Source organism: Tabrizicola sp. (assembly GCF_016793705.1).
In the GTDB taxonomy this organism is placed as follows: domain Bacteria; phylum Pseudomonadota; class Alphaproteobacteria; order Rhodobacterales; family Rhodobacteraceae; genus Tabrizicola.
The window spans coordinates 67,726-93,422 of sequence record NZ_JAEULO010000039.1 but is presented as its reverse complement, the minus strand read 5'-3'; the positions used below and the strand labels follow the sequence as shown (position 1 = coordinate 93,422).

The following is a 25,697-nucleotide window of genomic DNA, read 5'->3' as shown; positions in this document are numbered from 1 at the left end:
ATGATGCTGCATGGCGGCAATGCGTGCGCAGCATGGCCTGCCCTGCCTACCAGAACAGCACGATGCCCGAATAAAGGGCAAGCGCCCCGATGGTGCAGGCCACGGCCAGCGAGCCCAGGTCCTTGGCATCCTTGGCGAATTGCGACCAGCCGGGGGACAGATGGTCGACCAGTACTTCGATGGCGGTGTTCAGGGCCTCGACCGCAATCAGCACAAGGCCAAGCGCCAGTAGCCCCAGCACTTCCGGCATCGTGGCGCCGAAGACCGCCAGCAGCACCAGAAGCCCTGCGATCAGCGCCACCTCCTGCCGGAACGCGCTTTCGCGGGCCAGCCGCCTGAGCCCGCCAAGGGAATATCCCGCCGCAGCGAAGAAATGCGCGATCCCGGATTTGCGCGGGGGCTTTTCCTCGACCGCCATCGTCACCCCGCCACGGCCTGGCGGCAGGCCCCTGCCAGGTCAAGCTCCATGTCCTTCGCCGCAGTCGTCACGTCCAGCATTCCCAGCACCGTCGAGAACAGGTTGTCATGGCTTACCGGGTCCGCTGCCCCTGCCGAAAGGCACCCCGCATCCAGCGCCAGACTGTCACGGAAGCGTTCGGACATCCAGAGCACCATGGGCACCCGGGTCTGATACTCCGGTGCCATGAAATAGGGCGTGCCGTGCAGGTAGAGCCCGCCCTCGCCCAGGGACTCGCCATGGTCTGAGACGTAATACATCGCCGGGATCACCCGGTCCGAGGCATCGAGCAGGTCGATCACCTGCGCCAGAAACCAGTCGGTATAGGCGATGGTGTTGTCATAGGCGTTGACGATCTCTTCCGTGCTGCATTCGGTCAGTTCGGGCGTGTGGCAGGCGGGCTTGAACCGCTCGCTTTCCGCCGGGTAGCGCAGCCAATAGCTTGGACCATGGCTGCCAATCTGGTGCAGGACGATGACGGTGTTCTTGGTGATCGTGTCGGCCTTGTCTTGCAGGCTTTTCAGAAAGACGCCGTCGATGCATTCGGGGAAGCAGAACCCGGCCCCGTCCTCGGCCTTCATCGTGCGCGAGGGCACCCGGTCGGCGATGTTCTTGTGCCCGGTGTTGTTGTCCCACCATTCGACCGCGAAGCCGGCATGGACCAGCACGTCCAGCAGGTTCTCGTGGCTCAACCCGCCCTCGTAGGAATAGTCCGCCCGCGTCAGCGGCGAGAACATGCAAGGCAGCGAGGTCGCCGTCGCCGTGCCGCAACTTGTGGCCTCGGGGTAATAGAGGATGTCGCGCTGCGCCAGTTCGGCATTGGTCTCGCGCCCGTATCCCCCCAGCGACCAGTTCTGCGCCCGCCCGGTTTCGCCCGCGACGATCACCAGCAGAACCGGCTTCTCTGCCGCCGCCAGGAAGGGGCCGGGCCTTGCATCGGTGCCGGTCGGCTGCACGACGATCTGCGTCGACTTGACCATCATCTTCGCGTAGCGCAGCGCAGCACCCATCGGGGCGAGCGGCTGGACCGAGGCCATCAGCTCCTTGTTGCCGCGCAGCACCGTGGAATAGGCCTTCAGGTTGGTGAACAGAAGCCCGACGAGCAGCGCCGCCGACAGCGTCGCCACCAGCCCGACCCCGGCCAGTCCGCGCAGGATCGAGCCGCGTCGGACGCGCGTCCAGAGCACAAGGCCAGCGGGGATCGCACCATAAAGGGCCACGTGGGACAGGAAATGCAGGGTGATGAGATGCTTCGATTCGGCGAAGGTGGTGGTCATCGCGTTCTGGATCATGTCGCGGTCGACCACCACGCCCAGCACGTCGACGTAATAGGAGGTGACGGCCGCGATCATCAGCAGCGCCACGAGAACCACCTTCTGCGCCCTCCGCAGGGCCAGCAGCGATACGACCAGCAGCATCAGCGCCCAGACCGCCCCGGCGAAGACCAGGGCCGTGATCATGCGGCCCTCGAAGATGCGGAACAGATGGCCCCAGAAGGTCGTATTGCAGATCGCGAACAGGTAGGTCGCGACAAGCGCATTCAGGGCGAACGGCGAAAGCTCAGGGCGGGCCGCTTTCGCAGCCTGGGACGGTAAGGTCATGCAGAGGTCCTGGGAAACGGGCCTCGCGTGGCCCGGTCCCAAGATAGGCGATTGCGATACGGCAGGCTGTAAGCGGGCGCTTAAACCGACAGCCGCTGCCGCGGTTCAGGCGCATTTCCTCGTGAAGCGGCAGGACCGGCGATCAGGTGATGGCTTCCAGCCGCTCCTTCGACATGTCGCCCGGAACGATGGTGATCGGAATCGGCAGGCTGCCCGAGTTCCGGCTCAGCGCCGTGACCAAGGGGCCGGGACCGGACTTGTCGGTCCCCGCGCCCAGCACCAGCACGCTGATCTGCGCATCCTCGTTCACCAGGCTGAGGATTTCGTTCACCGGATCACCCTCGCGGATGACCAGTTCGGGGTTCACCCCCTGCTTGTCGCGCATCCATTTGGCGAAGACCTCGAAATGCGCCTCGATCCGCTCGCGCGCCTCGGCCCGCATGAGGTCGGCGACCCCCATCCAGGTCTGGAACTCCTCGGGCGGCACGACCGAAAGGATCGTCACCCCCCCCCCGGTATGCGCCGCCCGCAGCGCTGCAAAGCGCATGGCATTCAGGCATTCGCGGCTGTCGTCCAGCACGACCAGGAATTTCCGCATGTCTCTCCCCTTTGGCGGCACGAATATCGCTTGGGCGGCGGGAAGAAAGCAAGGGTCACGCAGGGGTGGCCCGCGCGGCGATCTTCGGCGACAGCCGCCAGAGCGTGAGGCAGCGCGTTGCGTTCAGCACCATGAGTGCGGCCCAGAGCCCGTGATTCCCCGCCAGCGGGACAAGGATGACCAGCGCGGCGATATAGACCGCGACCGAGACGAGCATGGCGCGCAGCATGTCGCCGGTCAGAAGCGCGCCGATGAAGATCCCGTCGTAGATCCAGGCCGCGACCCCGATCAGCGGCGCGGCGACCAGCCAGGGCAGATAGGCGCGGGCGGTTTCGCGCACCTCCGGCGCCGTGGTCATAAGGTCGATGATCCAGGGACCCGCCAGCGCGAAGGCCAGCGCCAGCGCGACGGCGCCGCCGAAGCCCCATTGCATGCAGATGCGCCCCGCCTCGCGCGTTCCGGCTGCCGAGCGTGCGCCGATGGCCTGCCCGATCAGCGCCTCGGCGGCGAAGGCGAAGCCGTCCAGGGCGTAGGCGGTGATCTCCAGGAACTGCATCAGCACCTGGTTCGCGGCCAGCGTCACGTCGCCGAAACGGGCGCCAAGGAAGACGAAGCTGGTGAAGGACAGTTGCAACAGGATCGTGCGGCCCATGATGTCGCGGCTGGCCGAGAACATCCGGCGGATCGCGATCCGGTCGCCCAGCCGAGCGACCCCATCGCGGAAAGCCGACCCGAAGGCATCGCGCGCCAGCCACAGGGCCAGCACAAACCCGGTCCATTCGGCGATCAGGGTGGCAAGCGCCACCCCCTGCACGCCCCAGGTCAGGCCCAGAACGAACCAGAGCGACAAAAGGATGTTCAATCCGTTCTGCCACAGTTGCAGGATCAGCACCCCCCGCGTCCGCTCCAGCCCGACCAGCCAGCCGGTCAGCGCATAAAGCGCGATGGTGGCGGGGGCGCCCCAGATGCGGATGGCAAGGTAGTCGCGGGCAAGGGACTCGACCGTCGGGCTGGCCGGGGCGATCCCGAAGGCTGCGCCGAAGAGCAGCGCCTGCGCCAGCACCAGCGCCAGACCGGAGACCCCCGCGACGATCAGCGCGCGCAGCAACACCGCCGAGCGTTCGCCCATGTCCCCCGCCCCCTGCGCCTGCGCGGCAAGGCCCGAGGTCGACATGCGCAGGAAGCCGAAGGCCCAGTAGAGCGTCGCGAGGATCACCGCGCCGATCCCGACCGCGCCAAGGCTTGCCGCGTCGCCCAGCTGGCCGATTACGGCCGTGTCGACCGCGCCCAAGAGCGGCACCGTGGCGTTCGACAGCACGATGGGTCCCGCGATCCGCAGCACGCGGCCGTGGGTCATCCCGCTCATGCCTTCGGCCCGACGGGGGGCATCAGGAAATGCCCCGTGGCCTGGGCGAACAGGCGCGCGCGGTTGTCCTGCCAGGCCTCGACATGCACCGACGCATAGCGCCGCCCCGACCGGTTGACACGCGCCCGCGCATAGGCGTCGCGCGGGAGCCCTGCGCGCAGGTAGTCGATGGTGAAGTCGATGGTCTTCGGCAGCTTGAGCGGCCCCTCGGGCAGGGCGCCGTCCGCCTCGACCCCGTCCCAGAGCGTGCTCCACGCGAGTTCGATCATCGCGGAAATCTCCAGGAAGGCCGCCGTCGCGCCGCCATGCAGGGCGGGCAGGCGCGGGTTGCCGATCAGGCTTTCGCTGAAGGGCAGGACGGCGGTCAGCTCGTCGCCGCGCCGGTCGAATTCGACCCCCAGGAAACGGATGTAAGGCACGCCCTCGACCAAGGTCCGAAGCAGCCCCTCGCGGCGCTGCTTCACCACATGCACCGGCTCGGGCGGCCTCATCCCTTGCGCTCCACCGTGAAGGCCCCGGTCGCCATCGCCACCGGGCGGGCCTCGTCGTCATCCGTGGCGACGGCCCGCACGAAGGCCACGCTGCGGGTGACATGATGGCATTCGGCGCGGGTGCGGATGGTCTGGCCGGCGGTGGCCGGGCGCATGTAGTCGATGCGCAGATCCAGCGTCGCGGTGGAAAACCCCGCCTGCGGATGGCTCATCACCGAGGCGCCGCAGGCCGTGTCCATCAGCGCCGAGACCGCGCCGCCGTGGATCACTCCCGTCGCCGGGTCGCCGACCAGTCGTGCGTCATAGGGCATCGCGATGGTCGCCGCGCCCTCGGCAATGGCTTCCAGCCGCATTCCCAGCGCGCGGCTGTGCGGCAGGGCCTCGATGAACTGGCGGGCGATGATTTCGATGTCGGGCATGGGGCCTCCGGTCGCGCGCATCAAATCGCCGCAACCGGGGGAAGGCAACCCCCGACCCTGTTGCACCAGCGCAGGTGTCCCCCTAGGCTGGACTGCGGGAGGATCCGCGCATGACCGAGACCCGCCTCAGCTTCAAGGAGATGTGCGCCCGGTTCGACGTCACCCCGCGCACCCTGCGCTATTACGAATACATCGAGCTGCTTTCCCCCGAGAAAGAGGGCCGTGCCCGATTCTACGGGCCCCGCGAGGTGGCGCGGATGAAGCTCATCCTGCGCGGGCGCCGCTTCGGCTTCAGCCTTGAGGAAATTCGCCAGTGGCTCTTGATTTACGGCAAGAAGGGCGAACGCCCGCAGCTGGAAGCCTGGCTGCAACTCGCCGACCGCCAGCTGGTCGCGCTGGAGCAGCAGAAAGCCGAGCTTGACGCCTCGATCGCCGACCTGCGCGCCCTGCGGGAGACCGCGGTGCAGGAAATGGAGAGGCTGGTCGAATGATGACGCGGGGTCATGGACCCTCTGCGCCTGTCCGCGGCCGTTTGCCACGCTTTTGCCGCAAATTCGCCGAACGCAGGCAGTCGTTCCACCTTATCCTTGTCCGGACAGTGGGACGAGGTTGATTCAATGAAATTGAAGCGCCATCGTTGGCGTGCGGGTTGTGCGGCTTTGGGGGTGACGGTGGTTTCTGTGACGGGTGTTCTGGCCGATCAGCCTACGGGCTTGTCCTTTTCCTGCACCGCCAGCGGCCAGCTCGACTCCGCGCGAGTGGCCGATATCTGCGCCGATTTCCTGGATGCGGTGCGCCGCCAGCCCGATCTGTCCGGCGCAGAACTTCAGCACGCCCCGCTTGCCGTCGGCCCGGGGCTGGAGATCGAGATCGCCACCGCGACCGACACGAAGATCGAGATCATTCCGACCTGGGTCGACGCTGCCGGCCAGCGGACCGTCCGGCCCTCGGTCGGGATTCTGACAATGGACACCACCCTGACCCGGTCCAGACGCCTGGCACTCTTCCAGAGATTGCTCGTCGACCTTCCCCGCTGACCCTTCTTGCCAAGGACCTATTGCATGTGTGCCGTTGAAACTCCTCGCGACCCCTCCAGCCCGAATGCAGCGCCGAATCCGGGCGTTCCGTCCGCGGCCCCGATCTTCACGCTCGACCAGATCGCCGACCAGTTGACCGACGGCTACTGGGGGGGCGAACAGTACAAGTTCGCACTGAATGCCAACAGAACGCTGACCTACAACGTGACCGGCCTTTCGGCCAAGGAGCAGGCCATCGCCGTCGCCGCTCTTGAGGCCTGGACCGAGGTGACGGGGATCAAGTTCGTCGCCACGACCGCGAAGACCGCGAAGCTCATGTTCGACAACAACAACCCCGATGGCTATGGGGCCTACGCCTGGTCGGACTTCACGGGCAACACGCTTACCCAGTCCTTCATCAACATTCCAAGGGACTGGGCTCCGCTGGATCTGAACAGCTACATGCTGCAGACCTACATGCACGAGATCGGGCATGCGCTGGGCTTAGGCCATGCCGGCAACTACAACGGCAGTGCCGAATACGGCGTGGACAACCTGTTCGACAACGACAGCTGGCTCGCGACGGTCATGTCCTATTTCAGCCAGGAGGATAACACCCTCTCGGCCACCGACAGTTTCGCCTTTACGGCCACGCTGATGCCCGCCGATATCGTCGCCATCCAGAACCTCTACGGCTTTTCAGGCGTCACCAACGGCGGAAACTCGGTCTACGGCTACGGCTCCAACATCGGCGGCTACCTCCAAAAGTTGCTGAACCAGTGGACGGGCTTCAGCGCCCGCACACCGGATGGCTACTGGGGCGATCCCATCGCCTTCACGATCTACGATTCGAATGGGATCGACACGATCAACTTCTCGAACTTCTCCGCGAACCAGGAGATTTCGCTTGTCGAACTGACCTATTCCGACATCGGCGGCCTGGTGGACAACGTGACCATCGCCCGCGGCGTGGTCATCGAGAATGCCACCTCGGGCGCGGGCCATGACACGCTGATCGGCAATGGCGCGAACAACGTCCTGCGCGCCAATGCCGGGAACGACATCCTGTCCGGCAACCTGGGCAACGACACGCTCTATGGCGGCGCGGGCGACGACACCCTGTCCGGCGGCGACGGCAACGACGTTCTCTATGGTGAGGGCGGCTCCAACCTCCTCGAAGGGGGCGCCGGCAATGACACCTATTATCTGACCGGCGTGACCAACATCGTGCTGGAGGAGGCGGATGGCGGCATGGACACGATCCGCACCTCGCAGACGAACGTCTTCCTGGCCGACCAGATCGAGAACCTGGTGCTGACATCGACCCTGGCCTCGCTCGCGAACGGCAACCTGCATAGCAACTCGATCACCGGCGGCACCGGCGGCGATACGCTGCTCGGGATGGCAGGGTCCGATTCCCTCTATGGCGGCGCCGGGAACGACAGCCTCGATGGCGGCACCGAGGGCGATCTGATCTATGGCGGCGCGGGCAACGACAGCGCGGCCGGGGGCGACGACGTCGACCTGATTTACGGCGGTCTCGGCAACGACAGCCTCGCCGGCGGGGCCGGGGCGGACCGGCTCTGGGGCGAGGACGGCAATGACCGGCTCTATGGCGACAGCGAAGGCGACACGCTCTACGGCGGCAACGGCAACGACTCGCTCTATGGCGGAGATGGCTCCGACTACCTCGACGGCGGCGCCGGCAACGACAGCATGGACGGCGGCGCGGGCGACGACACCTATGTCGTGAACGCCACCGGCGACCGGGTGGTCGAGGGCCTGGACGGCGGGATCGACACGGTCCGCACCGCGCTGACCGCCTTCACCCTGGGCGTGAACCTGGAAAACCTGGTGCTGACGGCAACCGCCGCCGCCACCGGGACCGGCAACGAACTGGACAACACGATCACCGGCGGCGCCGGGGCGAACAAGCTGTTCGGGCTGGACGGGTTCGACTTCCTGTTCGGCGGCGGAGGCAATGACAGCCTTTACGGCGGCACCGGCAACGACCAGATCGACGGCGGCATCGGCAACGATTCGATGCTGGGCGGCACGGGCGACGACCTGATCCTCGGCGGGACCGGCAACGACAGGCTGGATGGCGAGGATGGGGCCGACACCCTGTCGGGCGGGATCGGCAACGATGTGCTTCTTGGCCGCGCGGGCGACGATGTGCTGGACGGGGGCGATGGCGCCGACACGCTGAATGGCGGCCTCGGCCATGACAGCTACACCGGCGGCGCGGGGGCGGACCGCTTCACCATCAGCAGCCTCGACGTCGCCGACGATTTCCTCGACTTCACCAGCGGGGTCGACAAGGTCGCGCTGGCGCGCGCGGCGCTGGGCATTTCCACCAGCGCGACGCTGGCCTCGCTGTGGGAAACCGGAGCGGGCCTGCCGGAAACCTTCGCGGACGGTACGGCCGTGCTCTACTACGATCAGGACCAGCGCACCCTGTTCCTGGACCTCGACGGCGGGTCCAGCGAAAATGCCGCGGCACTGTTCACCGTGCAGACGGGCGGAACACTGGCGTTGACCGACCTGCTCTTCGTCTGACCGGGGTCTCGGGGCCGCAGCGATGCGGCCCCATCCTACCGGGAAAGCGGGCGCTCAATGCGCCAGGAAGACCGGAACCTGCGCGTTTTCCAGCATGTCGCGGGTGGCGCCGCCCATGATCGCCTCGCGGAAGCGGGAATGGCCATACGCGCCCATCACCAGCATGTCGGCGTTCACGTCGCGCAACTGGCGGGTCAGCACTTCCGAGATGCGCGGCAGGGTGCGCGCCAGGACCGAAACCTCGGCCCGGACGCCGTGACGCACCAGAAGCTGACAGAGCTGCCCGCCCGGATCGGACCTTTCGGGCCCGTGGGCGGGCGGGTCGACCACCACGATCTGCACCATATCTGCCCGCTTCAGGAAGGGCATCGCCCGGCGCGCGGCGACCAGCGCCTCGCGGCTCTGGTTCCAGGCCAGGACGATCCGTTTGGGCTGGGCCGTCGTGATCCCGCCCGGCGGCACCACCAGCACCGGCGCCATGCCCTCGAACAGCGCGGCCTCGGTGATCGCCTCGTCCTCGACGCCCCGGCCCTTGCCATAGGGCAGCGGCAGGATGACAAGGTCGCTGTAGCGCGCCCGGGCGGCGACCACGTCGGTCAGCGCGCCCAACTGTGTCACCACCGATTCGACGGACGAGCGCAGCGTGGGCACCTGCGCCCCGATGGCCGCGTTCAGCGCGGCCTCCGCCTCGCGCGCCTCGCCCTCGGCGCGCTCCATCGCAGCGGCGATCACCACCGCGCCCGAGCCGACATAGGAATAGCCGACCTGCGTCCGGTCGACTCCCAGGGCGAGGGCGTCGAGATGGGCATCCATCGCCGTGGCGATCTGGGCGGCGGCAGAGACGGTGCCAAGCGCGCCCTCGGGCGAGCAGGCGACCGTGAGGAGGGATTTGTAAGCCATGATCATCTCCCTTGAAGATCCAGGCCCCAGCATGCCCGTTGCGGAAACGCCCGCCTTGACCGAGGTCAATTCACCCGGGGGATCGGATTGACGCAGATCAAGGCGCCTGATGGCGCTGCACCGCAGAAGGTATCCTGTCGAGGAGTGTGGCTGCGCGTCCGAATCGTTCCGGGCGCGCCTGATCGCACAGACAGGACGAAGGGACGCTAACCATGTGGGATTACCTAAAACTGGCCGGGCTTGGCCTCGTCGCGGTGCTGGCCGCGATCGCGGCCAACTACGGGCACGACCTGGCCTATCAGGTCAACGCGATCGAAGTGATGCTGGCCGCGGGCATCGCCTTCCTCTGGGTGCTGCGGTCGGCCGGCGATCCGAAGCCCGACCTGCGGCACGAATATTTCGACGGCGTGATCCGCGCCGGCGCGATCGCCACGGCCTTCTGGGGCGTCGTGGGCTTCCTGGTCGGCGTGGTCATCGCCAGCCAGCTGGCCTTTCCGCAGCTCAACTTCGAGTTCCTGCAAGGCTACGGCAACTTCGGCCGCCTGCGCCCTCTGCACACCAGCGCGGTGATCTTCGCCTTCGGCGGCAACGCGCTGATCATGTCGGCCTTCTACATCGTCCAGCGCACCAGCGCCGCGCGGCTTTTCGGCGGCTCGCTCGGCTGGTTCGTGTTCTGGGGCTGGCAACTCGTCATCGTGCTCGCCGCCACCGGCTATGTCCTCGGCGCGACCCAGGGCAAGGAATATGCCGAGCCCGTCTGGTATGTCGACATCCTGATCACCGTGGTCTGGGTCGCCTTCCTGGTCGCCTTCATGGGCACGCTCTTCAAGCGCAAGGAACCCCATATCTACGTCGCGAACTGGTTCCTGCTGTCGATGATCCTGACCGTCGCGATGCTCCACCTCGTCAACAACGCCGCGATCCCGGTGTCGATCTTCGGCTCGGCGCAGGTCCAGCTCTACGCCGGCGTCCAGGACGCGATGGTGCAGTGGTGGTACGGCCACAATGCCGTGGGCTTCTTCCTGACCGCGGGCTTCCTGGGGATGATGTACTATTTCGTCCCGAAACAGATCGACCGGCCGGTCTTCAGCTACAAGCTGTCGATCATCCACTTCTGGGCCTTGATCTTCCTCTACATCTGGGCCGGTCCGCACCACCTGCACTATACCGCGCTGCCCGACTGGGCCTCGACCCTCGGCATGGTCTTCTCGGTGATCCTGTGGATGCCCTCGTGGGGCGGGATGATCAACGGGCTGATGACGCTTTCGGGCGCCTGGGACAAGCTGCGCACCGACCCGATCATCCGGATGATGGTCGTCTCGATCGGCTTCTACGGCATGTCGACCTTCGAAGGCCCGATGATGTCGATCAAGGCCGTCAACTCGCTCTCGCACTACACCGACTGGACCATCGGCCACGTCCATTCCGGCGCACTCGGCTGGAACGGCATGATCACCTTCGGCGTCCTCTACTACCTGGTGCCGCGGCTCTGGAACCGTGAAGGCCTCTACAGCCTGAAACTGGTCAGCTGGCATTTCTGGCTCGCCACCATCGGGATCGTGCTCTACGCCTCCTCGATGTGGGTCACGGGCATCATGGAAGGCCTGATGTGGCGCGAAGTCGATGCGAACGGGTTCCTGGTGAACGCCTTCGCCGACACGGTGGCCGCGAAGTTCCCGATGTATGTGGTGCGGGCTGCCGGTGGCGGGCTGTTCCTCACGGGCGCGCTCATCATGTGCTGGAACCTCTGGATGACCGTGCGCGCGCAGCCTGTCCGGGCCTCGCAGCACTCGGCTGTTCCGGCAGAATAAGGAAACGGGACAATGGCTTTTCTTGACAAGCACAAGGCAATCGAAACCCACGCCACGCTTCTGATGGTGCTCAGCCTTCTGGTCGTGACCATCGGCGGCATCGTGCAGATCGTGCCGCTCTTCTACCTGGAGAACACCATCGAGAAGGTGGAAGGGATGCGTCCCTACACCCCGCTCGAACTGGCGGGCCGGTCGATCTACATCCGCGAGGGCTGCTATGGCTGCCACAGCCAGATGATCCGCCCGATGCGGGACGAGGTCGAACGCTATGGCACCTACTCGCTGGCGGCCGAGTCGATGTACGACCGGCCGTTCCAGTGGGGGTCCAAGCGCACCGGGCCGGACCTGGCGCGCGTCGGCGGGCGTTATTCCGACGAATGGCACCAGGACCACTTCCACGACGCGAAGTCGGTGGTGCCGGAATCGGTGATGCCGCCCTACGGCTTCCTCGCCGACAACATCATCGACGGGAAATACATCCAGGACACCGTGGCCACAAACCGGCTGACCGGCGTGCCCTATACCGACGAGATGGTGGAAAACGCGCTGGCCGACTTCACCGCGCAGGCCGATCCGATGGGCGATGCCTCGGGGCTGGAGGAGCGCTACGGCGATGCCGCCTTCGGCAATCCGGTCAACGTCCGCAACTTTGACGGCCAGCCCGAGCTGACCGAGATGGACGCGCTGATCGCCTATATCCAGGTGCTGGGCACGATGGTCGACTTCTCGACCTTCACCCCGGTGGCGAACCGGTAAGGGGGCGAAGATGGAAACCTATTCCTTCCTGCGCCACCTGGCCGACAGCTGGTTCCTGCTGGCGATGACACTGGGGTTCCTGGGGCTTTGCGTCTGGGCCTTCCGGCCCGGATCGCGCGCCGCCCACCAGGAGGTTGCCACCTCGATCTTCCGCAACGAGGACCATCCTGCGGAAGACCACCCTGCCCAAACTCGTAAGGAGGCGTAAGGCCATGTGTGCCAAGCCATTGAAGAAAGAGCCCCGGCAGGTGGAAACGACCGGCCACAGCTGGGACGGCATCGAGGAGTACAACAACCCGCTGCCGCGCTGGTGGGTCTGGGTGTTCTACGCCACGATCATCTGGGGCATCGGATATACCATCGCCTATCCCGCCTGGCCGCTGATCTCGGGCGCGACGCCGGGGCTTCTCGGCGCAAGCACGCGGGCCGACGTCGCCGCCGAGATCGCGGCGGTCGATACGGCCAATGCGGCGATCAAGGACAAGCTGGTCGCCGCCGATCTGAACGCCATCGGCGCCGACCCCGAACTGGCGGGCTATGCCGAACGCGCCGGGGCCGCCGTCTTCCGCACCAACTGCGCCCAGTGCCATGGCTCCGGCGCGGCCGGGTTCGAGGGCAAGGGCTATCCCAACCTCTTGGACGACGACTGGCTCTGGGGTGGCACGATGGAGGATATCCATACGACCGTCACCCACGGCATCCGCAACACCACCGACGTCGACGCCCGCTATTCGGAAATGCCGAAGTTCGGCCTGGACGGCATCCTGGATGAAACCCAGATCGCCCAGGTCGCCGAACACGTCCTGGCCATCTCGGGGCAGGAGCATGACGCGGCCCTGGCCGCCGAGGGGGCGACGGTCTTCGCCGACAACTGCGCCGCCTGCCACATGGAAGACGGCTCTGGCGACCGGTCGCAGGGCGCGCCGAAACTGACCGATGCGATCTGGCTCTATGGCGGCTCGCGCGAGAAGATCATCGAGACCGTGACCAAGGCCCGCTTCGGCGTCATGCCGAACTGGAACGAGCGGCTGTCCGAGGACGAGATCCGCGCTGTGGCCTACTATGTCCACAGCCGCGGTGGCGGCGAGTAAATGGTATCGTGAGTAGAGGAAGGGGGCCGCGCGGCCCCCTTTCTCTTTCGAGGCGCTTCAGCCCATTTCGCTGCCGCGCACGGCCCGGTCCTTGGCGCGTCTCCGGTCGACCCCGTTGATCCAGATCACCAGACCGACGCCGGTGCCGATATAGACCGCCCCGGCCAGAAGCACGATCTCGCCCGGAATCGGTCCGATGTCCGCCCGGTTCAGGAAGCCCGGCCAGGACGTCGCCGGGAAGGGATGGACGATCAGCTTGCCGATATAGGCGACCGCCTGGATCAGCAGAATCCACAGGTAGTTGGACCGGACCCGACGCGCGATCGCGACCATGTAGCTGACGTGGTATTGCGGGCTCCGGTAGTCATTGGCCAGGACGGTTTGCCAGTCCTGTTCGGTATGCAGGTCGCCGTCCACCAGCATCGGCACGTAGAAGTGCCGCTCGATCCACCGGGCCCGGGCGCGCCAGACATTGAAGAACCGGTAGCGCCGCGCCTCCAGCGACAGGAAGAACAGCACCAGCACGCCGACCAGGACAAGCGGCAGAGGCGATGCGCCGGGCGAGGAATAGGTGATGGAAAGGGCGACGCCCAGCGTCACCACCGACCAGTTGGTCGTGGTGTCCAGCCGCGTCCGCCAGACCGTGCTGCGATAGACCTCGCCCCGGTAGAGATGCGCCAGCGCGCCGATCTCGGCTGCCGAGAATTCCTCGGTCGCAGCGATCCTTCGCTTGTCCGTCATGTCGTTTCCTCCCCCCGTCTGCACCGTCCTGCGGCAAGCATGTCAGGGGGAGGGAGCCGGGTCAAAGCCGACGGCGTGTTTGCTGGGCCGCTTCAGGTATCGAAGGAATGCAGACCCGCTGGCTGGCGGGCGAAGACCCTGATCACGCCGATTTGCGCCGCATTGCCGCATTCCCCCGGCGGCCTCGGCTGCCTAGTTGATGCAGGTCAAGGTCCGCCCGCCAGGAATGACCCATTGCAAGCAGGATGATAGACTGGCCCCGCCAGTGAAGGAGCGATCCGTGACCAGCCCCGATTCCCCGCCCAGCCTCTACGCCGCGCGCGAGCCGATCTTCCCGCGCCGGGTGAAGGGCACCTTCCGCACGCTGAAGTGGTGGATCATGGGCATCACCCTCGGCATCTACTACATCACCCCCTGGCTGCGCTGGGACCGCGGTCCCTCGCTCCCTGACCAGGCCGTGCTCGTCGACCTTGCCAACCGCCGCTTCTTCTTCTTCATGATCGAGATCTGGCCGCACGAATTCTACTTCGTCGCGGGCCTTCTGATCATGGCGGGGCTCGGCCTTTTCCTCTTCACCTCCGCCGCCGGCCGCGTCTGGTGCGGCTACGCCTGCCCGCAGACCGTCTGGACCGACCTCTTCATCCTGGTCGAACGCTGGATCGAGGGCGACAGGAACGCCCGCGTGCGGCTCCACAAGCAGAAATGGGACGCCGAAAAGATCCGCAAGCGGGCGATCAAGTGGACCGTCTGGTTCCTGATCGGCCTCACCACCGGCGGCGCCTGGATCTTCTACTTCACCGACGCCCCCGGCCTGCTCCGCGATCTCGTCACCGGACAGGCGCATCCCGTCGCCTACATCACCATGCTGATCCTGACCGCCACCACCTTCTTCTTCGGCGGCTTCGCGCGCGAACAGATCTGCATCTACGCCTGCCCCTGGCCCCGCATCCAGGCCGCGATGATGGACGAGGACACGCTGACCATCGCCTACCGCGACTGGCGGGGCGAACCCCGCGGCAAGCTCGGCACCACCACCGGCGACTGCATCGACTGCATGGCCTGCGTCAACGTCTGCCCGATGGGCATCGACATCCGCAACGGGCAGCAGATGGCCTGCATCACCTGCGGCCTCTGCATCGACGCCTGCAACGACGTGATGGACAAGATCGGCAAGCCGCGCGACCTGATCGGCTACCTCGCGCTCACCGACGAGACCCGCGAACGCGCGGGACAGCCGCCGAAAGGCGTATGGAGCCATGTTTTCCGCCCTCGCACCGTGCTTTACACCGTGCTCTGGGCCGGGATCGGCATCGGCCTCATCGTCGCGCTGTTCCTGCGCTCGCCGATCGACCTGAACGTGACCCCGGTCCGCAACCCGACCTTCGTCACCCTCTCGGATGGCTCGATTCGCAACGCCTATGACATCCGCTTGCGCAACATGCACGGGGAAGACGCGCAATTCTCGGTCGCCGTCACCTCGGATGCCTTCGTCACCCTCGCGCTGGAGGGCAAGGACGGCCTTACCGTCACCGTTCCCGCCAACGAGACCATGTCGCAGCGCATCTATCTGACCGCCGCGCCCGGCACCCGCGCCGCCGCCTCCGACCGGTCCGATGTGCGGATCTGGGTCGAGGAACTTGGCACCACCAACCGCGTGCATCATGATACGATCTTCAACGGCAAGGACGACGGCAATGGCTGAACTGACCGGCAAGCATGTGTTCGCGATCACGGCCAGCGCCTTCGCCGTGATCATCGGGGTGAACGTCCTCCTCGCCGTCAAGGCGGTCAGCACCTTCCCGGGGCTGGAAGTCGACAATTCCTACGTCGCTTCCCAAGGCTTCAACGCCCGCAAGGCCGCTCAGGAAAGCCTGGGCTGGTCGATGACCCCCGGCTATGACCAGGGCCGGATGACCCTTGCCTTCCACGGGCGCGACGGCCTTCCCGTTGCCGTCGAAGACCTCCAGGTCCTCGTCGGTCGCACGACCGAGGCCAAGGACGACGCCTACCCCGTCTTCGCCCGCGTGGGCGACCTCTACACCGCCGACCTGCCCCTCCACAAAGGCAAATGGATGATCAAGGTCACCGCCCGCTCCGCCGACGGGACGCTCTTCGAACAGCGCTCCGAGCTTTACGTGAAGGGCTGACAAATGGCACTGGCCGAAGACTTCGCGGACAGCCGCGCCCCGGTCTCGGCCTGCCCGGCCTGCGTCGTCGTGCCCGCCGCCGAACGCATCGCCGCCCTTCGTGCCGACCGCGCGGGCCGCATCGTCCTGTCGCTCCCGAACGCAGGCGGCGCGCAGTCGATCTCCACCGTCGAGGCCGCCGTGCAGGCTGTTCCCGGCGTCCTCTCCGCCCGCGTGAACCTGACCCTCAAGCGCGTCTCGGTCGAGGCCGAGCCCTCTGTCACCGCCGCCCAGCTGATCGCGGTACTGGAAGGGCAGGGGCAGGAAGCGCATGAGCTTGACCCCGGCCTCCTCTCCGCCACCGAGACCGACCGTCAGGGCCGTGAACTCCTGATGCGCCTCGGCGTCGCCTTCTTCTCGATGATGAACGTGATGCTCCTCTCCGTCGCCGTCTGGTCGGGGGCCGAGGCTGCCACGCGCGACCTCTTCCACTGGATTTCCGGCGCCATCGCCCTGCCGACGGTGATCTTCGCCGGCCAGCCCTTCTTCAAATCCGCCTGGGCCTCCCTCCGCCAGGGCAAGCTCGGCATGGACGTGCCGATCTCCCTCGCCCTGATCCTCGCCTCCTCGATCTCGGTCTACGAAACCGCGATGTCCGGCCACCACGCCTATTTCGACGCCGCCGTCATGCTGGCCTTCTTCCTGCTTCTGGGCCGCTACCTCGACCACCGCACCCGCGCCGTGGCCCGCTCCGCCGCCGAGGAACTGGCCGCCCTCGAAGTCCCCCGCGCTATCCTCATGGTCGAGGGCGCCGAGGTCGAAATGCCCATCGCCGAGGTGCAGCCCGGCGACCTGGTCCTCGTCCGCCCCGGCGCGCGGATGCCGGTGGACGGGATCGTCCTCCACGGCGCTTCGGAGCTGGACCGCAGCCTCCTCACCGGCGAAAGCCTGCCCGTCCCGGCGGGGCAGGACACCGTGGTCAGCGCGGGCGAGGTCAACCTGACCGGCCCCTTGACGGTGCAGGTCACGGCAGCGGGCAAGGACTCCAGCCTGCACCGCATGGCCGACCTCGTCGCCGTCGCCGAAGGCACCAAGACCCGCTACACCAGCCTCGCTGACCGGGCATCGCGGCTCTACTCGCCGCTCGTCCATATCCTGTCGTTCAGCGCTTTCGGCTACTGGATCTGGGCCACCGGCGGCGACGTGCGCTATGCAATCAACATCTCCGCCGCCGTGCTGATCATCACCTGCCCCTGCGCGCTTGGCCTCGCCGTCCCGGCGGTGATCACCTCCGCCTCCGGTCGGCTGTTCCGGAAGGGCCTCCTGATCAAGCACGGCACTGCGCTGGAGCGTCTGGCCGAGGTCGATACTGTCGTCTTCGACAAGACCGGCACCCTGACCCTCGGTGCGCCCGAACCCGTGGCGCTGGCCGACCAACCCCGCGAAGCGGTGGCCGTCGCCGCCGCCCTCGCCGCAGGCTCCTCCCACCCGCTCGCCCGCGCGCTGGCCGATGGCGCCCGCGGTCTGGGCATCGCGCCTGCCGATGTGACCGACATCCGCGAAGTCCCCGGCCAGGGCATCGAAGGCGCTTATCACGGCACCCGCGTCCGCCTTGGCCGCGCCGACTGGTGCGGCGCCGACCCGCTGCCAATGACCGCGACCTACCTCTCCATTGCCGAGACCCCCGCACCCGGCATCCAGTCCCTCGCAACGCCGACCCTAAGCGCCTCCCCTCCCCCCCGTGGGGAGGGGCTGGGGGTGGGGGCCCGCGTCCCCACACAGACCCACGCCTTCGCCTTCACCGACCGCCTCCGCCCCGGCGCGGAAGCCGCCGTCAGGGCGTTGAAAGCCGCCGGGATGCAGGTCGAACTCTTGTCCGGCGACGCCGAAGCCCCGGTCAAGGATCTGGCGCAACGCCTCGGCATTCCGCAGTGGAAGGCCGGGGTCCTCCCCGCCGAAAAAGCCGCCCGCGTCGCCGCCTTGTCAGCCGAAGGACGCAAGGTCCTGATGGTCGGCGACGGCCTGAACGACACCGCCGCCCTCGCCGCCGCGCATGTCTCGATCTCCCCCGCCTCCGCTCTGGACGCCGCACGGGTCGCCTCCGACATCGTGCTTCTCGGCCAGGACATCGCCCCCATCGCCGACGCGGTGCGGATCGGTCGCCAGTCCGCCCGCCGCATGATCGAGAACTTCCTGATCTCCGGCGGCTACAACATCATCGCCGTCCCCCTGGCGCTGATCGGCCACGCCACGCCGCTGGCCGCCGCGCTGGCCATGTCGCTGTCCTCGATCACGGTCTCGCTCAACGCGATGCGGCTGAAGTAATGGAAATCCTCGCGATCCTGATCCCGGTCTCGCTCCTCCTCGGAGGCATCGGCCTCGCCGCCTTCTTCTGGGCGATGCGGACCAAGCAGTTCGACGACCCCGAGGGCGACGCGAACCGCATCCTGACGAAGGATTGGGACGACAAGCCGAAGCCCTGAAATCAAGAAGTTAAGACCGCCCTAACGGAAAATGCCAAGGCCTTGATTTCATTGGTATCGCGGCGTTTGTCCACCGTGGACAGGTCAGGCGATCGTCACGCTGGCCGACTGCAATCCCTCGATCTCCACCTTGCAGGTATCGCCCCGGTTCAGGGGTCCCACCCCCGCGGGGGTGCCGGTGAAGATCAGGTCCCCCGGCGACAGGCTGACCATCTGCGACAGGGCCGCGATGATCGAGGCCGGGGTCCAGATCATCTCCGTGGTCGAGGCCTCCTGCCGCACCGCCCCGTTGACCGAGCAGCGCAGCCGCGCCCCCGGCAGCGGCCCGGGCCGGATCGCCCCCACCACCGCCGACTTGTCGAACCCCTTCGCCATGTCCCAGGGCCGCCGCCGCTCCTTCGCCTCGGCCTGCAAGTCGCGCCGGGTCAGGTCGTTCCCCGCCGCATGCCCCCAGATCATCGCCTCGGCCCCCTCCTCCGACACCATCGCGCCGCCCTTGCCGATGGCCACCACCAGTTCCCCCTCGTGATGGAGGTTCTTGGTGGCCGGAGGGTAGGGGATGCGCGAGCCGGACTCGACCACCGCATCGGCGGGCTTGGTGAAGAAGAACGGCGCTTCCTTCGCGGGGTCGCCCCCCATCTCCTTGGTATGCTCGGCATAGTTCCGGCCCACGCAGAAGATGCGGCGGACCGGGAAGCGTTCGGCGCGGCCGGTGACAGGCAGGGTCACGGTCGGCAGGGCGGGGAAGACCAGCGCAACCATCGTCTCACCCCCCCACGGTTTCGCAAGGCACGGCGCGAGCCGTCAGCCGACGGCAGGCCAGTTCGGCCTGTTCCTCGGTCAGCCCCATGAAGCTCGCCCGCCAGGCCCCACCCGACTGGGTCGTCTTGCGCAGCCCGTCGTTCAGCGTGGCGCTTTCCGCCAGCGCGGTCTTCAGAAGCGCCTTCTCCGCCTCATAGCGCGAGGGATACTCGCCTACGTTCACTCCGAAATGCCGCCCACCCGAGGTGGACATCACCACGACCACTTCCTCGTCCGCTTCTGCGGCAGGCTCGGTCACTTCCACCGCATCGAAGATCGGCGCGCTGCGTTTGGTGGCCGGAACCACCGCTGCCAGTTCCACCGGCGCCGGACCGACGGTCGCGGGCGCAGCCACGGTTTCGACCCCGGTCACATCGGCGAGCAGGGTTTCCGGTGCGGCGGCAGCGACTTCGGTGCCGGGGTCGGTGACGACCAGCTCCGGCGCGGCGTCGGCCACCACGACCTCCTCCACGGCGGGCATCTCCGGATCGGCAACCGGCTCGACGGTCGCCAACTGAACGGTCATTCCTTCGGGTCGGGCCCTGGGCTTCATGCCCGCAAGCGCCGGGTCGGGTTCGGCCACCGCAGCGGGTTCTTCCGCTGGCGTCAGGGCCGCGACCTGCGTCTCGGCCGGAGGCGCGCCGGAGGCCAGCGCGGCGGCCTGCGCCTCGAAGCTGCCCGGCGCATCGGAGACGACTGCGGGTTCTGCGGTCGCGACCTCGACGGGTGCAGCCTCGGGCTCGACCACGGCAACCTCTGACGTCACCTCTGGCAGATCGGCAGCCGCGAGGGCCACCTCGGGTTCAACCGGAGGCGCAGCGTCGGTCGCTGCTTCGGCCATCGCTTCGGCCTGGAACTCCAGCGTCCCCTCCGGAGCGGGCGCCGCGGTCGCTTCGGCGAGCGCCCCGTCGATGCCCTCGGCCATAGCGATGGCGACATCGTCCGACACGGTCGGCGCGACGGGGCGCGCCTTCGGACGCGGCGAGGTCTTCACCTCACCCGAGACCCGCACGATCTTGCCCGCGCCGCCCTCGGCGTCGATCTCGTCGATCCCGGTCTCAAGCGAGGCGACCAGCGCATCCTCGACGGCCGCAGCCACCGGCGGTTTCTCCTTGACGTTGTTCTTCGCCTTGCCGAAGCCCAAGTCCATCAGCTCGGCCATCTTGGCGTTGCGGTTGGCGGTGGAGGTGCCGCCGAAGACCGTCGCGATGATGTGCTTGTTGCCGCGATGCGCCGAGGCGGTCAGGTTGAACCCGGCGGGAGAGGTGTAGCCGGTCTTGATCCCGTCCGCGCCTTCGTAGCTGTCGAGGAAGCGGGTGTTGGTGTTCGACACCTGGGCGATTCCCGCATCCGCCGTCCGGCGCGAGAAGATGTGGTAGTATTGCGGGAAATCGTAGAACAGGTGCCGACCCAGCGTGTTCATGTCGCGGGCGGTCGACAGGTGCCCCTCGGCCGTCAGGCCGTTCGCGTTCTTGAAGGTGGTGTTGTCCATCCCCAGCTGCCGCGCGGTCCTGGTCATCCGCTTGGCGAAGGTCACATGGTCGCCGCCGATATGGTCGCCGAGTGCGGCCGCCGCATCGTTGGCCGACTTGATCGCCGCGGCGCGGATCAGGTAGCGCACCGCGATCTTCTGGCCGGGCTTCAGACCCAGTCGCGACGGCGGCTGCGAGGCGGCGTACTTCGTCACCGTGACCTTGGTGTCGAGCGAGAGACGCCCGGCCTCGATTTCCTGGAAGACGATGTAGAGCGTCATCATCTTGGTCAGCGACGCCGGATGCAGCCGGGCATCGGCGTTCTTTTCGTAGAGCACCTCGCCGGTACGCCCGTCCATCACGATGGCCGCGAAGGGTGCGGCCATAACAGGAGACGTCACCACGACGGTGCTGACGACAAATGCCATGAAAATAGCGCGATAAATCCGCCCGAGAAGCGATGCCACGTCGCCCACCCTTTGCCTGCTGGCCCGGATTTTCCGGTGCCGTTATTCTGCCTCGACGGGAAGGCTAGCACAGGTGCGGGCGTCCGAAAACCCAAAAAATCCAATGGCTTTCAAGCGATAGTTCACGCAGTTGCAGGGATGCAGCAAGACTCCGCCGATACGGGCATATCTTGGGTTTTGCGGCAAGCTGGTCCCTAGCTATGGGGTTCTCGCCAGCTGATCCACCAGCGCGGGCAGATCGCCCAGATCGGCGAGAGCATGGAACCGCCGATGCTCGACCGGCGTTTCTGCCGCCTCGAACGCCCATTCGTGTTCGTGCGGGACATGCACGCCCCAGGCCCCGGCCTGCAGCGCAGGGATCACGTCGGACTTCAGCGAATTGCCGACCATCATCGCCTGGTCCGCCCCGGTTCCATGGCGGGCGAAGGCGGTGCGATAGGTCGCCTCGGTCTTGTCCGACACGATCTCGACCCCGTCGAAAAGGTCGCCCAGGCCGGATTGTGCCAGCTTCTTCTCCTGGTGCAGAAGATCGCCCTTGGTGATCAGGACCAGCCGGTAGCCCGCGGCCAGCGCCGTCACCGTCGCCCGCACATGCGGCAGAAGCTCCATCGGATGTTCCAGAAGCTCGCGCCCCAGCGCAATCAGGTCGGCGATCACCGCGCCGGGCACCCGGCCTTCCGTGACCTCGACCGCCGTCTCGATCATCGACAGGGTGAAACCCTTCACGCCGAAGCCGTAATAGGCCAGGTTCCGCCGTTCGGCCGCCTCCAGCCGTTCGGCCAGACGGTCGGGTGCGGCATGGTCGGCCAGAACCTGAAGGAAACGTCCCTGGGTCAGGCGAAAGAAGGCCTCGTTCTGCCAGAGCGTGTCGTCCGCATCGAAGCCGATGGTGGTCAGCATGGCCGCCCCTCTTTTCGTTTGGGCAAAAGAGGCTATATTTCAGAGGTCAGTTGCAACCCCGAATCCCACAGCCCGGAGCATGGTTCCCTTGTCTATCCGCCCATTGACCATGTCCGACAAGACCGATGGCCCGGGGAATGACACGCGGGTCTTGACCAAGACCAGGACCAAGACCGAGCGCCCACCGCTTTACAAGGTGCTGCTTCTGAACGACGACTACACGCCGATGGAATTCGTGGTGCATGTGCTGGAGCGGTTCTTCGGCCTGAACCATGCCCAGGCCTTCGAGATCATGCTGACGGTGCATAAGAAGGGGCTGGCGGTGGTGGGGGTGTTCAGCTTCGAGGTGGCCGAGACCAAGGTGGCGCAGGTGATGGATTTCGCGCGCCGGCACCAGCATCCGCTGCAATGCACGATGGAAAAGGAATGATCCCGTTCCCCGCCAGAAGCGGCCCGGTCCCGAGGAGCCTGGGGGCCTGAGCCCCCGCCCATGCGGTCTGCCCGTCTGTCCCTGGCGCTGGAAACCGGCGCGCTGACCCTGCCAGTATCGGGCCGGATCGCGGTCTACCGGCCCCGGATCGGCGACGACCTGTCCGCCCTGCCCGAGGGGCGGGTGGTGGTGCTGACCGGGTTCAAGCCGGACCACGATTACTTTGCAGCCCGCCACTCGGTCGCGCCGGCCGCGCCCTATGCGGCGGCCATCGTCTGCCTGCCCCGTTCGCGCGAGGCGGCCCGCGCACTGATCGCACAGGCGGCGGTGGAGGTCGCCCCGAGCGGCTGGATCGCGGTCGACGGGCAGAAGACCGACGGGATCGACACTGGGCTGAAGGACCTGCGCGGGCGGGTGGACCTGTCAGAGAGCCTGTCGAAGGCGCATGGCAAGCTGGCATCGTTCCCGGCGGGGGTGGACCTGTCGGACTGGCGGGCGAAGCCCTCCATGGTCGAGGGGTTCCAGACCCTGCCGGGCACCTTCTCGGCGGACGGGCCGGACCGGGGGTCGCTTCTCCTGGCTGCCGCCTTGCCCGCGAAGCTGGTTGGCAAGGTCGCCGATCTGGGGGCGGGCTGGGGATTCCTCGCGACGGAGATCCTGAAGCGGCCCGGCGTGAAGAAGCTGGACCTGGTTGAGGCCGAAGCCGATGCGCTGGACTGCGCGAAGGTCAACATCCCCGATCCCCGCGCGAGGTTCCACTGGGCGGATGCGACGACCTGGCGGCCCGAGACGCTGCTGGACGCTGTCGTCATGAACCCGCCCTTCCACACCGGCCGCGCCGCCGACCCCGCGCTCGGGGCCGGTTTCATCCGCGCCGCCCGGCGGATGCTGGCGCCCGACGGCAGCCTCTGGCTGGTCGCCAACCGCCACCTGCCCTATGACGCCGCACTGGCGGACTGCTTCCTGGACGTCAGGGAGGTCGCGGGTGACGGCGCCTTCCGCGTGATCCATGCCACCAAGCCCAGACGCGATCCGCTTCGGGCCAAACCCTAGAGGCCGCCCATGTCCTTTTCCGTTTCCGGCAAGACTGCCATCGTCACCGGCTCCGCCTCGGGCATCGGGCTGGCCATCGCCCGGCATCTGGTCGACAAGGGCGCGAACGTGATGTTCGCCGATGTCGACGAGGGGCGGCTGGAGGCCGAGGTCGGCGAAGATGCCCGTGCGGAAGGGCCGATCCGGATGTTTGCGGGCGACCTGACCGAGAAGCTGACCATCGCCAACCTTCTGTCCGCCACCATCGACGCCTTCGACCGGGTGGACATCCTGGTGAATGCCAGCCGCCGGATGCTGGTCTCGGACCTTCTCAACCCCGAGGCGGATGGGGTGGAGGAACTCTGGCGGCAGAATGTGCTCTCGGCGCTTCGGATGTCGCAGATGGCGGCGAAGCGGATGATCCAGCACGCCCAGCGGGCCGAGGTCGAGGAGGGGACGATGCTCGGCTCGATCATCAACCTGTCCTCGACCACCGCGCAGGCGACGCGGCCCGAGCTTCTGGCCTATTCGATGGCGGCGGCGGCGATGGACCAGATGACGCGCTCGCTGGCGCTGGCGCTGGCGCCGAAGGGGATCCGGGTAAATGCGGTGGCCTTCGGCAGCGTGATGAGCGCGAGCCTGCAAGTGGCCTTGAAGGAGAACCCCGGTTTCCGGGACGAGATTACCGGGGCCACACCCCTGGGCCGGATCGCCGCCCCGGCGGAGCTGGCCGAGGCGGTGCAGTTCCTCGCCTCGGACGCGGCAGGCTTCGTCACCGGCCAGGTGCTGACGATCGACGGCGGGCGGGGCCTGATGGACGCGGTCCGCGCCCCGGCCCACTGATCATTCCGGATATTCGGCCTTGCAGGCGGCAATGACCCTCTCGGCCTGACGCACCAGGGTCTTCCGCTTCTCCTTCAGGCTGGCCAGCTTCCGCGCCTCTTCGTTCAGGTCGATGGCCTTGGGCCGCTGCTCAAGTTCGGGTCGACGGTCAAGGCACATGCGCGGCGGCGATGGGGGCTCGCCCGGCGCGGCGCGGGGGCCGGGGCAGGACCGCCAGTAGTCCTCATAGACGGTGATCGTCTCATAGGCGTAGCCGCGCTTCAGGTTGCCTTCGGACTCGTTGATCAGCCGGTCCACCGTGCGCAGGTCGCGGGTGTTGCGGCTGATGCATTGTTCCTGCGGGGTGCCACAGGCAGCGAGCGCGGCAAGTGCCAGAAAAGTCAGTCGTTTCATCGGACTCTCCTCAAGCGGTGGAAAGCGGCGGACGGGGATGCTAGGCATTCGGATGCCACATTCCGAGGACATGACCATGACTGATCCCACCGACAGCCGCAACGCCGTTGCCGCCGCCTGGTTCCGGACCCTGCGCGACCGGATCGTCGCGGCCTTCGAGGGGCTGGAGGACAGGCACGCCACGGGCCAGCCGGGCCGGTTCGAGGTGACGCCGACCAATCGCGCCGAGGGCGGGGGTGGTGGCATCATGAGCGTGATGCGCGGTGGCGGAGTCTTCGAGAAGGTCGGGGTCAACTGGTCGGAAGTTCATGGTCAACTAAGCGAGAAGGCGCAAAGGTCGATGGCGGCGCGTGGCGTGCCGGGCATGGACCGCGACCCGCGCTTCTGGGCCTCGGGCATCAGCCTTGTGGCCCATATGGCCAACCCGCATTGCCCGGCGGTGCACATGAACACGCGCATGTTCTGGACGCCGCAGGCCTGGTGGTTCGGCGGCGGGGCCGACCTGAACCCCTGCATCGAGTATGCCGAGGACACTGCGCATTTCCATGCCGGGATGAAGGCGGCCTGCGACGTGCATTCCGCCGACTACTATCCCAAGTTCAAGGCCTGGGCCGACGAGTATTTCTTCGTACCCCATCGTGACCGGGCGCGCGGGGTCGGGGGCATCTTTTTCGACGATCTGAACACCGGCGACTGGCACCGCGACTTCGCCTTCACCCGGTCGGTGGGCGAGGCCTTCCTTCCGGCCTTCCTGCCGGTGACGGAACGCCGTGTCGCGGCACCCTGGACCGAGGCCGACCGCGAGGTGCAGTTGCAGCATCGGGGGCTCTATGCCGAATACAACCTGGTCTATGACCGGGGCACCAAGTTCGGGCTGGAGACCGGGCATGACGCGAATGCGGTGCTGATGAGCCTGCCGCCCGTCGCCAAGTGGTACTGAGGGG

General features: G+C 67.0%; 26 protein-coding genes and 1 pseudogene. 15 read left to right on the top strand and 12 right to left on the bottom strand.

The features are described 5' to 3' along the window. Positions 1-46: 46 nt before the first annotated feature. From JNJ68_RS09275 to JNJ68_RS09250, 6 genes are all read right to left on the bottom strand, one after another. A complete protein-coding gene (locus JNJ68_RS09275) occupies positions 47-418 on the bottom strand; it encodes a diacylglycerol kinase (RefSeq protein WP_294981917.1) in 372 nt (123 codons plus the stop codon). A gap of 2 nt (positions 419-420) precedes the next feature. Then, positions 421-2,058 carry a phosphoethanolamine--lipid A transferase gene (locus JNJ68_RS09270; protein ID WP_294981753.1) on the bottom strand — a complete coding sequence of 546 codons (1,638 nt, stop codon included), beginning with the start codon at positions 2,056-2,058 and terminating at the stop codon, positions 421-423. A gap of 142 nt (positions 2,059-2,200) precedes the next feature. Beyond that, positions 2,201-2,656 carry a universal stress protein gene (locus JNJ68_RS09265; protein WP_294981751.1) on the bottom strand — a complete coding sequence of 152 codons (456 nt, stop codon included), beginning with the start codon at positions 2,654-2,656 and terminating at the stop codon, positions 2,201-2,203. 55 nt (positions 2,657-2,711) lie between these two features. Beyond that, complete coding sequence (locus tag JNJ68_RS09260) at positions 2,712-4,022, bottom strand: MATE family efflux transporter (RefSeq protein ID WP_294981749.1); 1,311 nt, start codon at positions 4,020-4,022, stop codon at positions 2,712-2,714. Further along, positions 4,019-4,513, bottom strand: a complete 495-nt coding sequence (locus tag JNJ68_RS09255) for a PaaI family thioesterase (protein WP_294981747.1) — start codon at positions 4,511-4,513, stop codon at positions 4,019-4,021. The genes JNJ68_RS09260 and JNJ68_RS09255 overlap by 4 nt, the downstream gene beginning before the upstream one ends. Continuing rightward, positions 4,510-4,932 carry a PaaI family thioesterase gene (locus tag JNJ68_RS09250; protein WP_294981745.1) on the bottom strand — a complete coding sequence of 141 codons (423 nt, stop codon included), beginning with the start codon at positions 4,930-4,932 and terminating at the stop codon, positions 4,510-4,512. The genes JNJ68_RS09255 and JNJ68_RS09250 overlap by 4 nt, the downstream gene beginning before the upstream one ends. Positions 4,933-5,042: 110 nt before the next feature. Here JNJ68_RS09250 and JNJ68_RS09245 point away from each other — a divergent pair, with 110 nt between their 5' ends. The 3 genes from JNJ68_RS09245 to JNJ68_RS09235 all read left to right on the top strand — a co-directional run bounded on the left by JNJ68_RS09245 (position 5,043) and on the right by JNJ68_RS09235 (position 8,507). Beyond that, entirely contained in the window at positions 5,043-5,423 is a 381-nt protein-coding gene (locus JNJ68_RS09245) for a MerR family DNA-binding transcriptional regulator (protein WP_294981743.1), read from the top strand. A gap of 126 nt (positions 5,424-5,549) precedes the next feature. Continuing rightward, positions 5,550-5,969, top strand: a complete 420-nt coding sequence (locus tag JNJ68_RS09240; RefSeq protein ID WP_294981741.1) for a hypothetical protein — start codon at positions 5,550-5,552, stop codon at positions 5,967-5,969. A 24-nt stretch (positions 5,970-5,993) separates the two neighbouring features. Beyond that, positions 5,994-8,507: a M10 family metallopeptidase gene (locus JNJ68_RS09235; RefSeq protein ID WP_294981739.1), complete on the top strand. Its 2,514-nt coding sequence runs from the start codon at positions 5,994-5,996 to the stop codon at positions 8,505-8,507. 54 nt (positions 8,508-8,561) lie between these two features. On the opposite strand, the gene JNJ68_RS09230 is transcribed toward JNJ68_RS09235, so the two are convergent. Beyond that, positions 8,562-9,407, bottom strand: coding sequence for a universal stress protein (locus JNJ68_RS09230; protein WP_294981737.1), 846 nt, complete (start codon positions 9,405-9,407; stop codon positions 8,562-8,564). Positions 9,408-9,619: 212 nt separating this feature from the next. On the opposite strand from JNJ68_RS09230, the gene ccoN reads away from it, so the two are divergent. Genes ccoN through ccoP form a run of 4 tightly spaced genes read left to right on the top strand, consistent with a single transcriptional unit; the run spans position 9,620 to position 13,065 of the window. Next, the gene (gene ccoN / locus JNJ68_RS09225; RefSeq protein WP_294981735.1) at positions 9,620-11,218 is read left to right on the top strand and encodes a cytochrome-c oxidase, cbb3-type subunit I; all 1,599 of its coding nucleotides are present in this window, start codon (positions 9,620-9,622) and stop codon (positions 11,216-11,218) included. 12 nt (positions 11,219-11,230) lie between these two features. Next, entirely contained in the window at positions 11,231-11,974 is a 744-nt protein-coding gene (ccoO, locus tag JNJ68_RS09220) for a cytochrome-c oxidase, cbb3-type subunit II (protein ID WP_294981733.1), read from the top strand. A gap of 10 nt (positions 11,975-11,984) precedes the next feature. Beyond that, a complete protein-coding gene (locus JNJ68_RS09215; RefSeq protein WP_294981731.1) occupies positions 11,985-12,182 on the top strand; it encodes a cbb3-type cytochrome c oxidase subunit 3 in 198 nt (65 codons plus the stop codon). A 4-nt stretch (positions 12,183-12,186) separates the two neighbouring features. Further along, on the top strand, positions 12,187-13,065 hold the full coding sequence (gene ccoP / locus JNJ68_RS09210) for a cytochrome-c oxidase, cbb3-type subunit III (protein ID WP_294981729.1): 879 nt from the start codon (positions 12,187-12,189) through the stop codon (positions 13,063-13,065). A gap of 57 nt (positions 13,066-13,122) precedes the next feature. Here the strand turns inward: ccoP and JNJ68_RS09205 are convergent, their stop codons facing one another. Further along, on the bottom strand, positions 13,123-13,806 hold the full coding sequence (locus JNJ68_RS09205) for a DUF2270 domain-containing protein (RefSeq protein ID WP_294981727.1): 684 nt from the start codon (positions 13,804-13,806) through the stop codon (positions 13,123-13,125). 280 nt (positions 13,807-14,086) lie between these two features. Between JNJ68_RS09205 and ccoG the strand changes: the two genes are divergently transcribed. The 4 genes from ccoG to ccoS are packed head-to-tail and all read left to right on the top strand — an operon-like array spanning position 14,087 to position 18,415. Further along, the gene (ccoG, locus tag JNJ68_RS09200) at positions 14,087-15,508 is read left to right on the top strand and encodes a cytochrome c oxidase accessory protein CcoG (RefSeq protein WP_294981725.1); all 1,422 of its coding nucleotides are present in this window, start codon (positions 14,087-14,089) and stop codon (positions 15,506-15,508) included. Beyond that, entirely contained in the window at positions 15,501-15,953 is a 453-nt protein-coding gene (locus JNJ68_RS09195; protein ID WP_294981723.1) for a FixH family protein, read from the top strand. Before ccoG ends, JNJ68_RS09195 begins: the two co-directional genes overlap by 8 nt. A gap of 3 nt (positions 15,954-15,956) precedes the next feature. After that, the gene (locus JNJ68_RS09190) at positions 15,957-18,257 is read left to right on the top strand and encodes a heavy metal translocating P-type ATPase (RefSeq protein ID WP_294981721.1); all 2,301 of its coding nucleotides are present in this window, start codon (positions 15,957-15,959) and stop codon (positions 18,255-18,257) included. Beyond that, positions 18,257-18,415, top strand: coding sequence for a cbb3-type cytochrome oxidase assembly protein CcoS (gene ccoS / locus JNJ68_RS09185; RefSeq protein WP_294971779.1), 159 nt, complete (start codon positions 18,257-18,259; stop codon positions 18,413-18,415). Before JNJ68_RS09190 ends, ccoS begins: the two co-directional genes overlap by 1 nt. Before the next feature lie 84 nt (positions 18,416-18,499). On the opposite strand, the gene JNJ68_RS09180 is transcribed toward ccoS, so the two are convergent. The 3 genes and pseudogenes from JNJ68_RS09180 to JNJ68_RS09170 all read right to left on the bottom strand — a co-directional run bounded on the left by JNJ68_RS09180 (position 18,500) and on the right by JNJ68_RS09170 (position 22,055). Further along, positions 18,500-19,177 (bottom strand): fumarylacetoacetate hydrolase family protein, encoded by a 678-nt coding sequence (locus JNJ68_RS09180; RefSeq protein ID WP_294981719.1) that lies wholly within the window; start codon positions 19,175-19,177, stop codon positions 18,500-18,502. A gap of 922 nt (positions 19,178-20,099) precedes the next feature. Next, positions 20,100-21,116: pseudogene (locus tag JNJ68_RS19465) on the bottom strand (D-alanyl-D-alanine carboxypeptidase family protein); the annotation flags it as partial. A gap of 237 nt (positions 21,117-21,353) precedes the next feature. Continuing rightward, positions 21,354-22,055 (bottom strand): HAD family hydrolase, encoded by a 702-nt coding sequence (locus JNJ68_RS09170; RefSeq protein ID WP_294981715.1) that lies wholly within the window; start codon positions 22,053-22,055, stop codon positions 21,354-21,356. A gap of 109 nt (positions 22,056-22,164) precedes the next feature. On the opposite strand from JNJ68_RS09170, the gene clpS reads away from it, so the two are divergent. From clpS to JNJ68_RS09155, 3 genes are read left to right on the top strand one after another with little or no spacing between them, the layout of a single operon-like run. Continuing rightward, positions 22,165-22,485 carry an ATP-dependent Clp protease adapter ClpS gene (gene clpS / locus JNJ68_RS09165; protein ID WP_294981713.1) on the top strand — a complete coding sequence of 107 codons (321 nt, stop codon included), beginning with the start codon at positions 22,165-22,167 and terminating at the stop codon, positions 22,483-22,485. A gap of 60 nt (positions 22,486-22,545) precedes the next feature. Continuing rightward, positions 22,546-23,538 carry a methyltransferase gene (locus tag JNJ68_RS09160; RefSeq protein WP_294981712.1) on the top strand — a complete coding sequence of 331 codons (993 nt, stop codon included), beginning with the start codon at positions 22,546-22,548 and terminating at the stop codon, positions 23,536-23,538. A gap of 9 nt (positions 23,539-23,547) precedes the next feature. After that, positions 23,548-24,360 (top strand): SDR family oxidoreductase, encoded by an 813-nt coding sequence (locus JNJ68_RS09155; protein WP_294981711.1) that lies wholly within the window; start codon positions 23,548-23,550, stop codon positions 24,358-24,360. Here the strand turns inward: JNJ68_RS09155 and JNJ68_RS09150 are convergent, their stop codons facing one another. Beyond that, on the bottom strand, positions 24,361-24,753 hold the full coding sequence (locus JNJ68_RS09150) for a hypothetical protein (protein ID WP_294981710.1): 393 nt from the start codon (positions 24,751-24,753) through the stop codon (positions 24,361-24,363). A 76-nt stretch (positions 24,754-24,829) separates the two neighbouring features. Between JNJ68_RS09150 and hemF the strand changes: the two genes are divergently transcribed. Beyond that, complete coding sequence (hemF, locus tag JNJ68_RS09145; RefSeq protein ID WP_294981709.1) at positions 24,830-25,693, top strand: oxygen-dependent coproporphyrinogen oxidase; 864 nt, start codon at positions 24,830-24,832, stop codon at positions 25,691-25,693. The last annotated feature ends 4 nt before the right edge of the window (positions 25,694-25,697 follow it).

Coding starts and splice junctions, on each gene's coding strand:
- JNJ68_RS09275 (WP_294981917.1), bottom strand. CDS start 418: ATGGCGGTCGAGGAAAAGCCCCCGCGCAAATCCGGGATCGCGCATTTC.
- JNJ68_RS09270 (WP_294981753.1), bottom strand. CDS start 2,058: ATGACCTTACCGTCCCAGGCTGCGAAAGCGGCCCGCCCTGAGCTTTCG.
- JNJ68_RS09265 (WP_294981751.1), bottom strand. CDS start 2,656: ATGCGGAAATTCCTGGTCGTGCTGGACGACAGCCGCGAATGCCTGAAT.
- JNJ68_RS09260 (WP_294981749.1), bottom strand. CDS start 4,022: ATGAGCGGGATGACCCACGGCCGCGTGCTGCGGATCGCGGGACCCATC.
- JNJ68_RS09255 (WP_294981747.1), bottom strand. CDS start 4,513: ATGAGGCCGCCCGAGCCGGTGCATGTGGTGAAGCAGCGCCGCGAGGGG.
- JNJ68_RS09250 (WP_294981745.1), bottom strand. CDS start 4,932: ATGCCCGACATCGAAATCATCGCCCGCCAGTTCATCGAGGCCCTGCCG.
- JNJ68_RS09245 (WP_294981743.1), top strand. CDS start 5,043: ATGACCGAGACCCGCCTCAGCTTCAAGGAGATGTGCGCCCGGTTCGAC.
- JNJ68_RS09240 (WP_294981741.1), top strand. CDS start 5,550: ATGAAATTGAAGCGCCATCGTTGGCGTGCGGGTTGTGCGGCTTTGGGG.
- JNJ68_RS09235 (WP_294981739.1), top strand. CDS start 5,994: ATGTGTGCCGTTGAAACTCCTCGCGACCCCTCCAGCCCGAATGCAGCG.
- JNJ68_RS09230 (WP_294981737.1), bottom strand. CDS start 9,407: ATGGCTTACAAATCCCTCCTCACGGTCGCCTGCTCGCCCGAGGGCGCG.
- ccoN (WP_294981735.1), top strand. CDS start 9,620: ATGTGGGATTACCTAAAACTGGCCGGGCTTGGCCTCGTCGCGGTGCTG.
- ccoO (WP_294981733.1), top strand. CDS start 11,231: ATGGCTTTTCTTGACAAGCACAAGGCAATCGAAACCCACGCCACGCTT.
- JNJ68_RS09215 (WP_294981731.1), top strand. CDS start 11,985: ATGGAAACCTATTCCTTCCTGCGCCACCTGGCCGACAGCTGGTTCCTG.
- ccoP (WP_294981729.1), top strand. CDS start 12,187: ATGTGTGCCAAGCCATTGAAGAAAGAGCCCCGGCAGGTGGAAACGACC.
- JNJ68_RS09205 (WP_294981727.1), bottom strand. CDS start 13,806: ATGACGGACAAGCGAAGGATCGCTGCGACCGAGGAATTCTCGGCAGCC.
- JNJ68_RS09195 (WP_294981723.1), top strand. CDS start 15,501: ATGGCTGAACTGACCGGCAAGCATGTGTTCGCGATCACGGCCAGCGCC.
- JNJ68_RS09190 (WP_294981721.1), top strand. CDS start 15,957: ATGGCACTGGCCGAAGACTTCGCGGACAGCCGCGCCCCGGTCTCGGCC.
- ccoS (WP_294971779.1), top strand. CDS start 18,257: ATGGAAATCCTCGCGATCCTGATCCCGGTCTCGCTCCTCCTCGGAGGC.
- JNJ68_RS09180 (WP_294981719.1), bottom strand. CDS start 19,177: ATGGTTGCGCTGGTCTTCCCCGCCCTGCCGACCGTGACCCTGCCTGTC.
- JNJ68_RS09170 (WP_294981715.1), bottom strand. CDS start 22,055: ATGCTGACCACCATCGGCTTCGATGCGGACGACACGCTCTGGCAGAAC.
- clpS (WP_294981713.1), top strand. CDS start 22,165: ATGTCCGACAAGACCGATGGCCCGGGGAATGACACGCGGGTCTTGACC.
- JNJ68_RS09160 (WP_294981712.1), top strand. CDS start 22,546: ATGCGGTCTGCCCGTCTGTCCCTGGCGCTGGAAACCGGCGCGCTGACC.
- JNJ68_RS09155 (WP_294981711.1), top strand. CDS start 23,548: ATGTCCTTTTCCGTTTCCGGCAAGACTGCCATCGTCACCGGCTCCGCC.
- JNJ68_RS09150 (WP_294981710.1), bottom strand. CDS start 24,753: ATGAAACGACTGACTTTTCTGGCACTTGCCGCGCTCGCTGCCTGTGGC.
- hemF (WP_294981709.1), top strand. CDS start 24,830: ATGACTGATCCCACCGACAGCCGCAACGCCGTTGCCGCCGCCTGGTTC.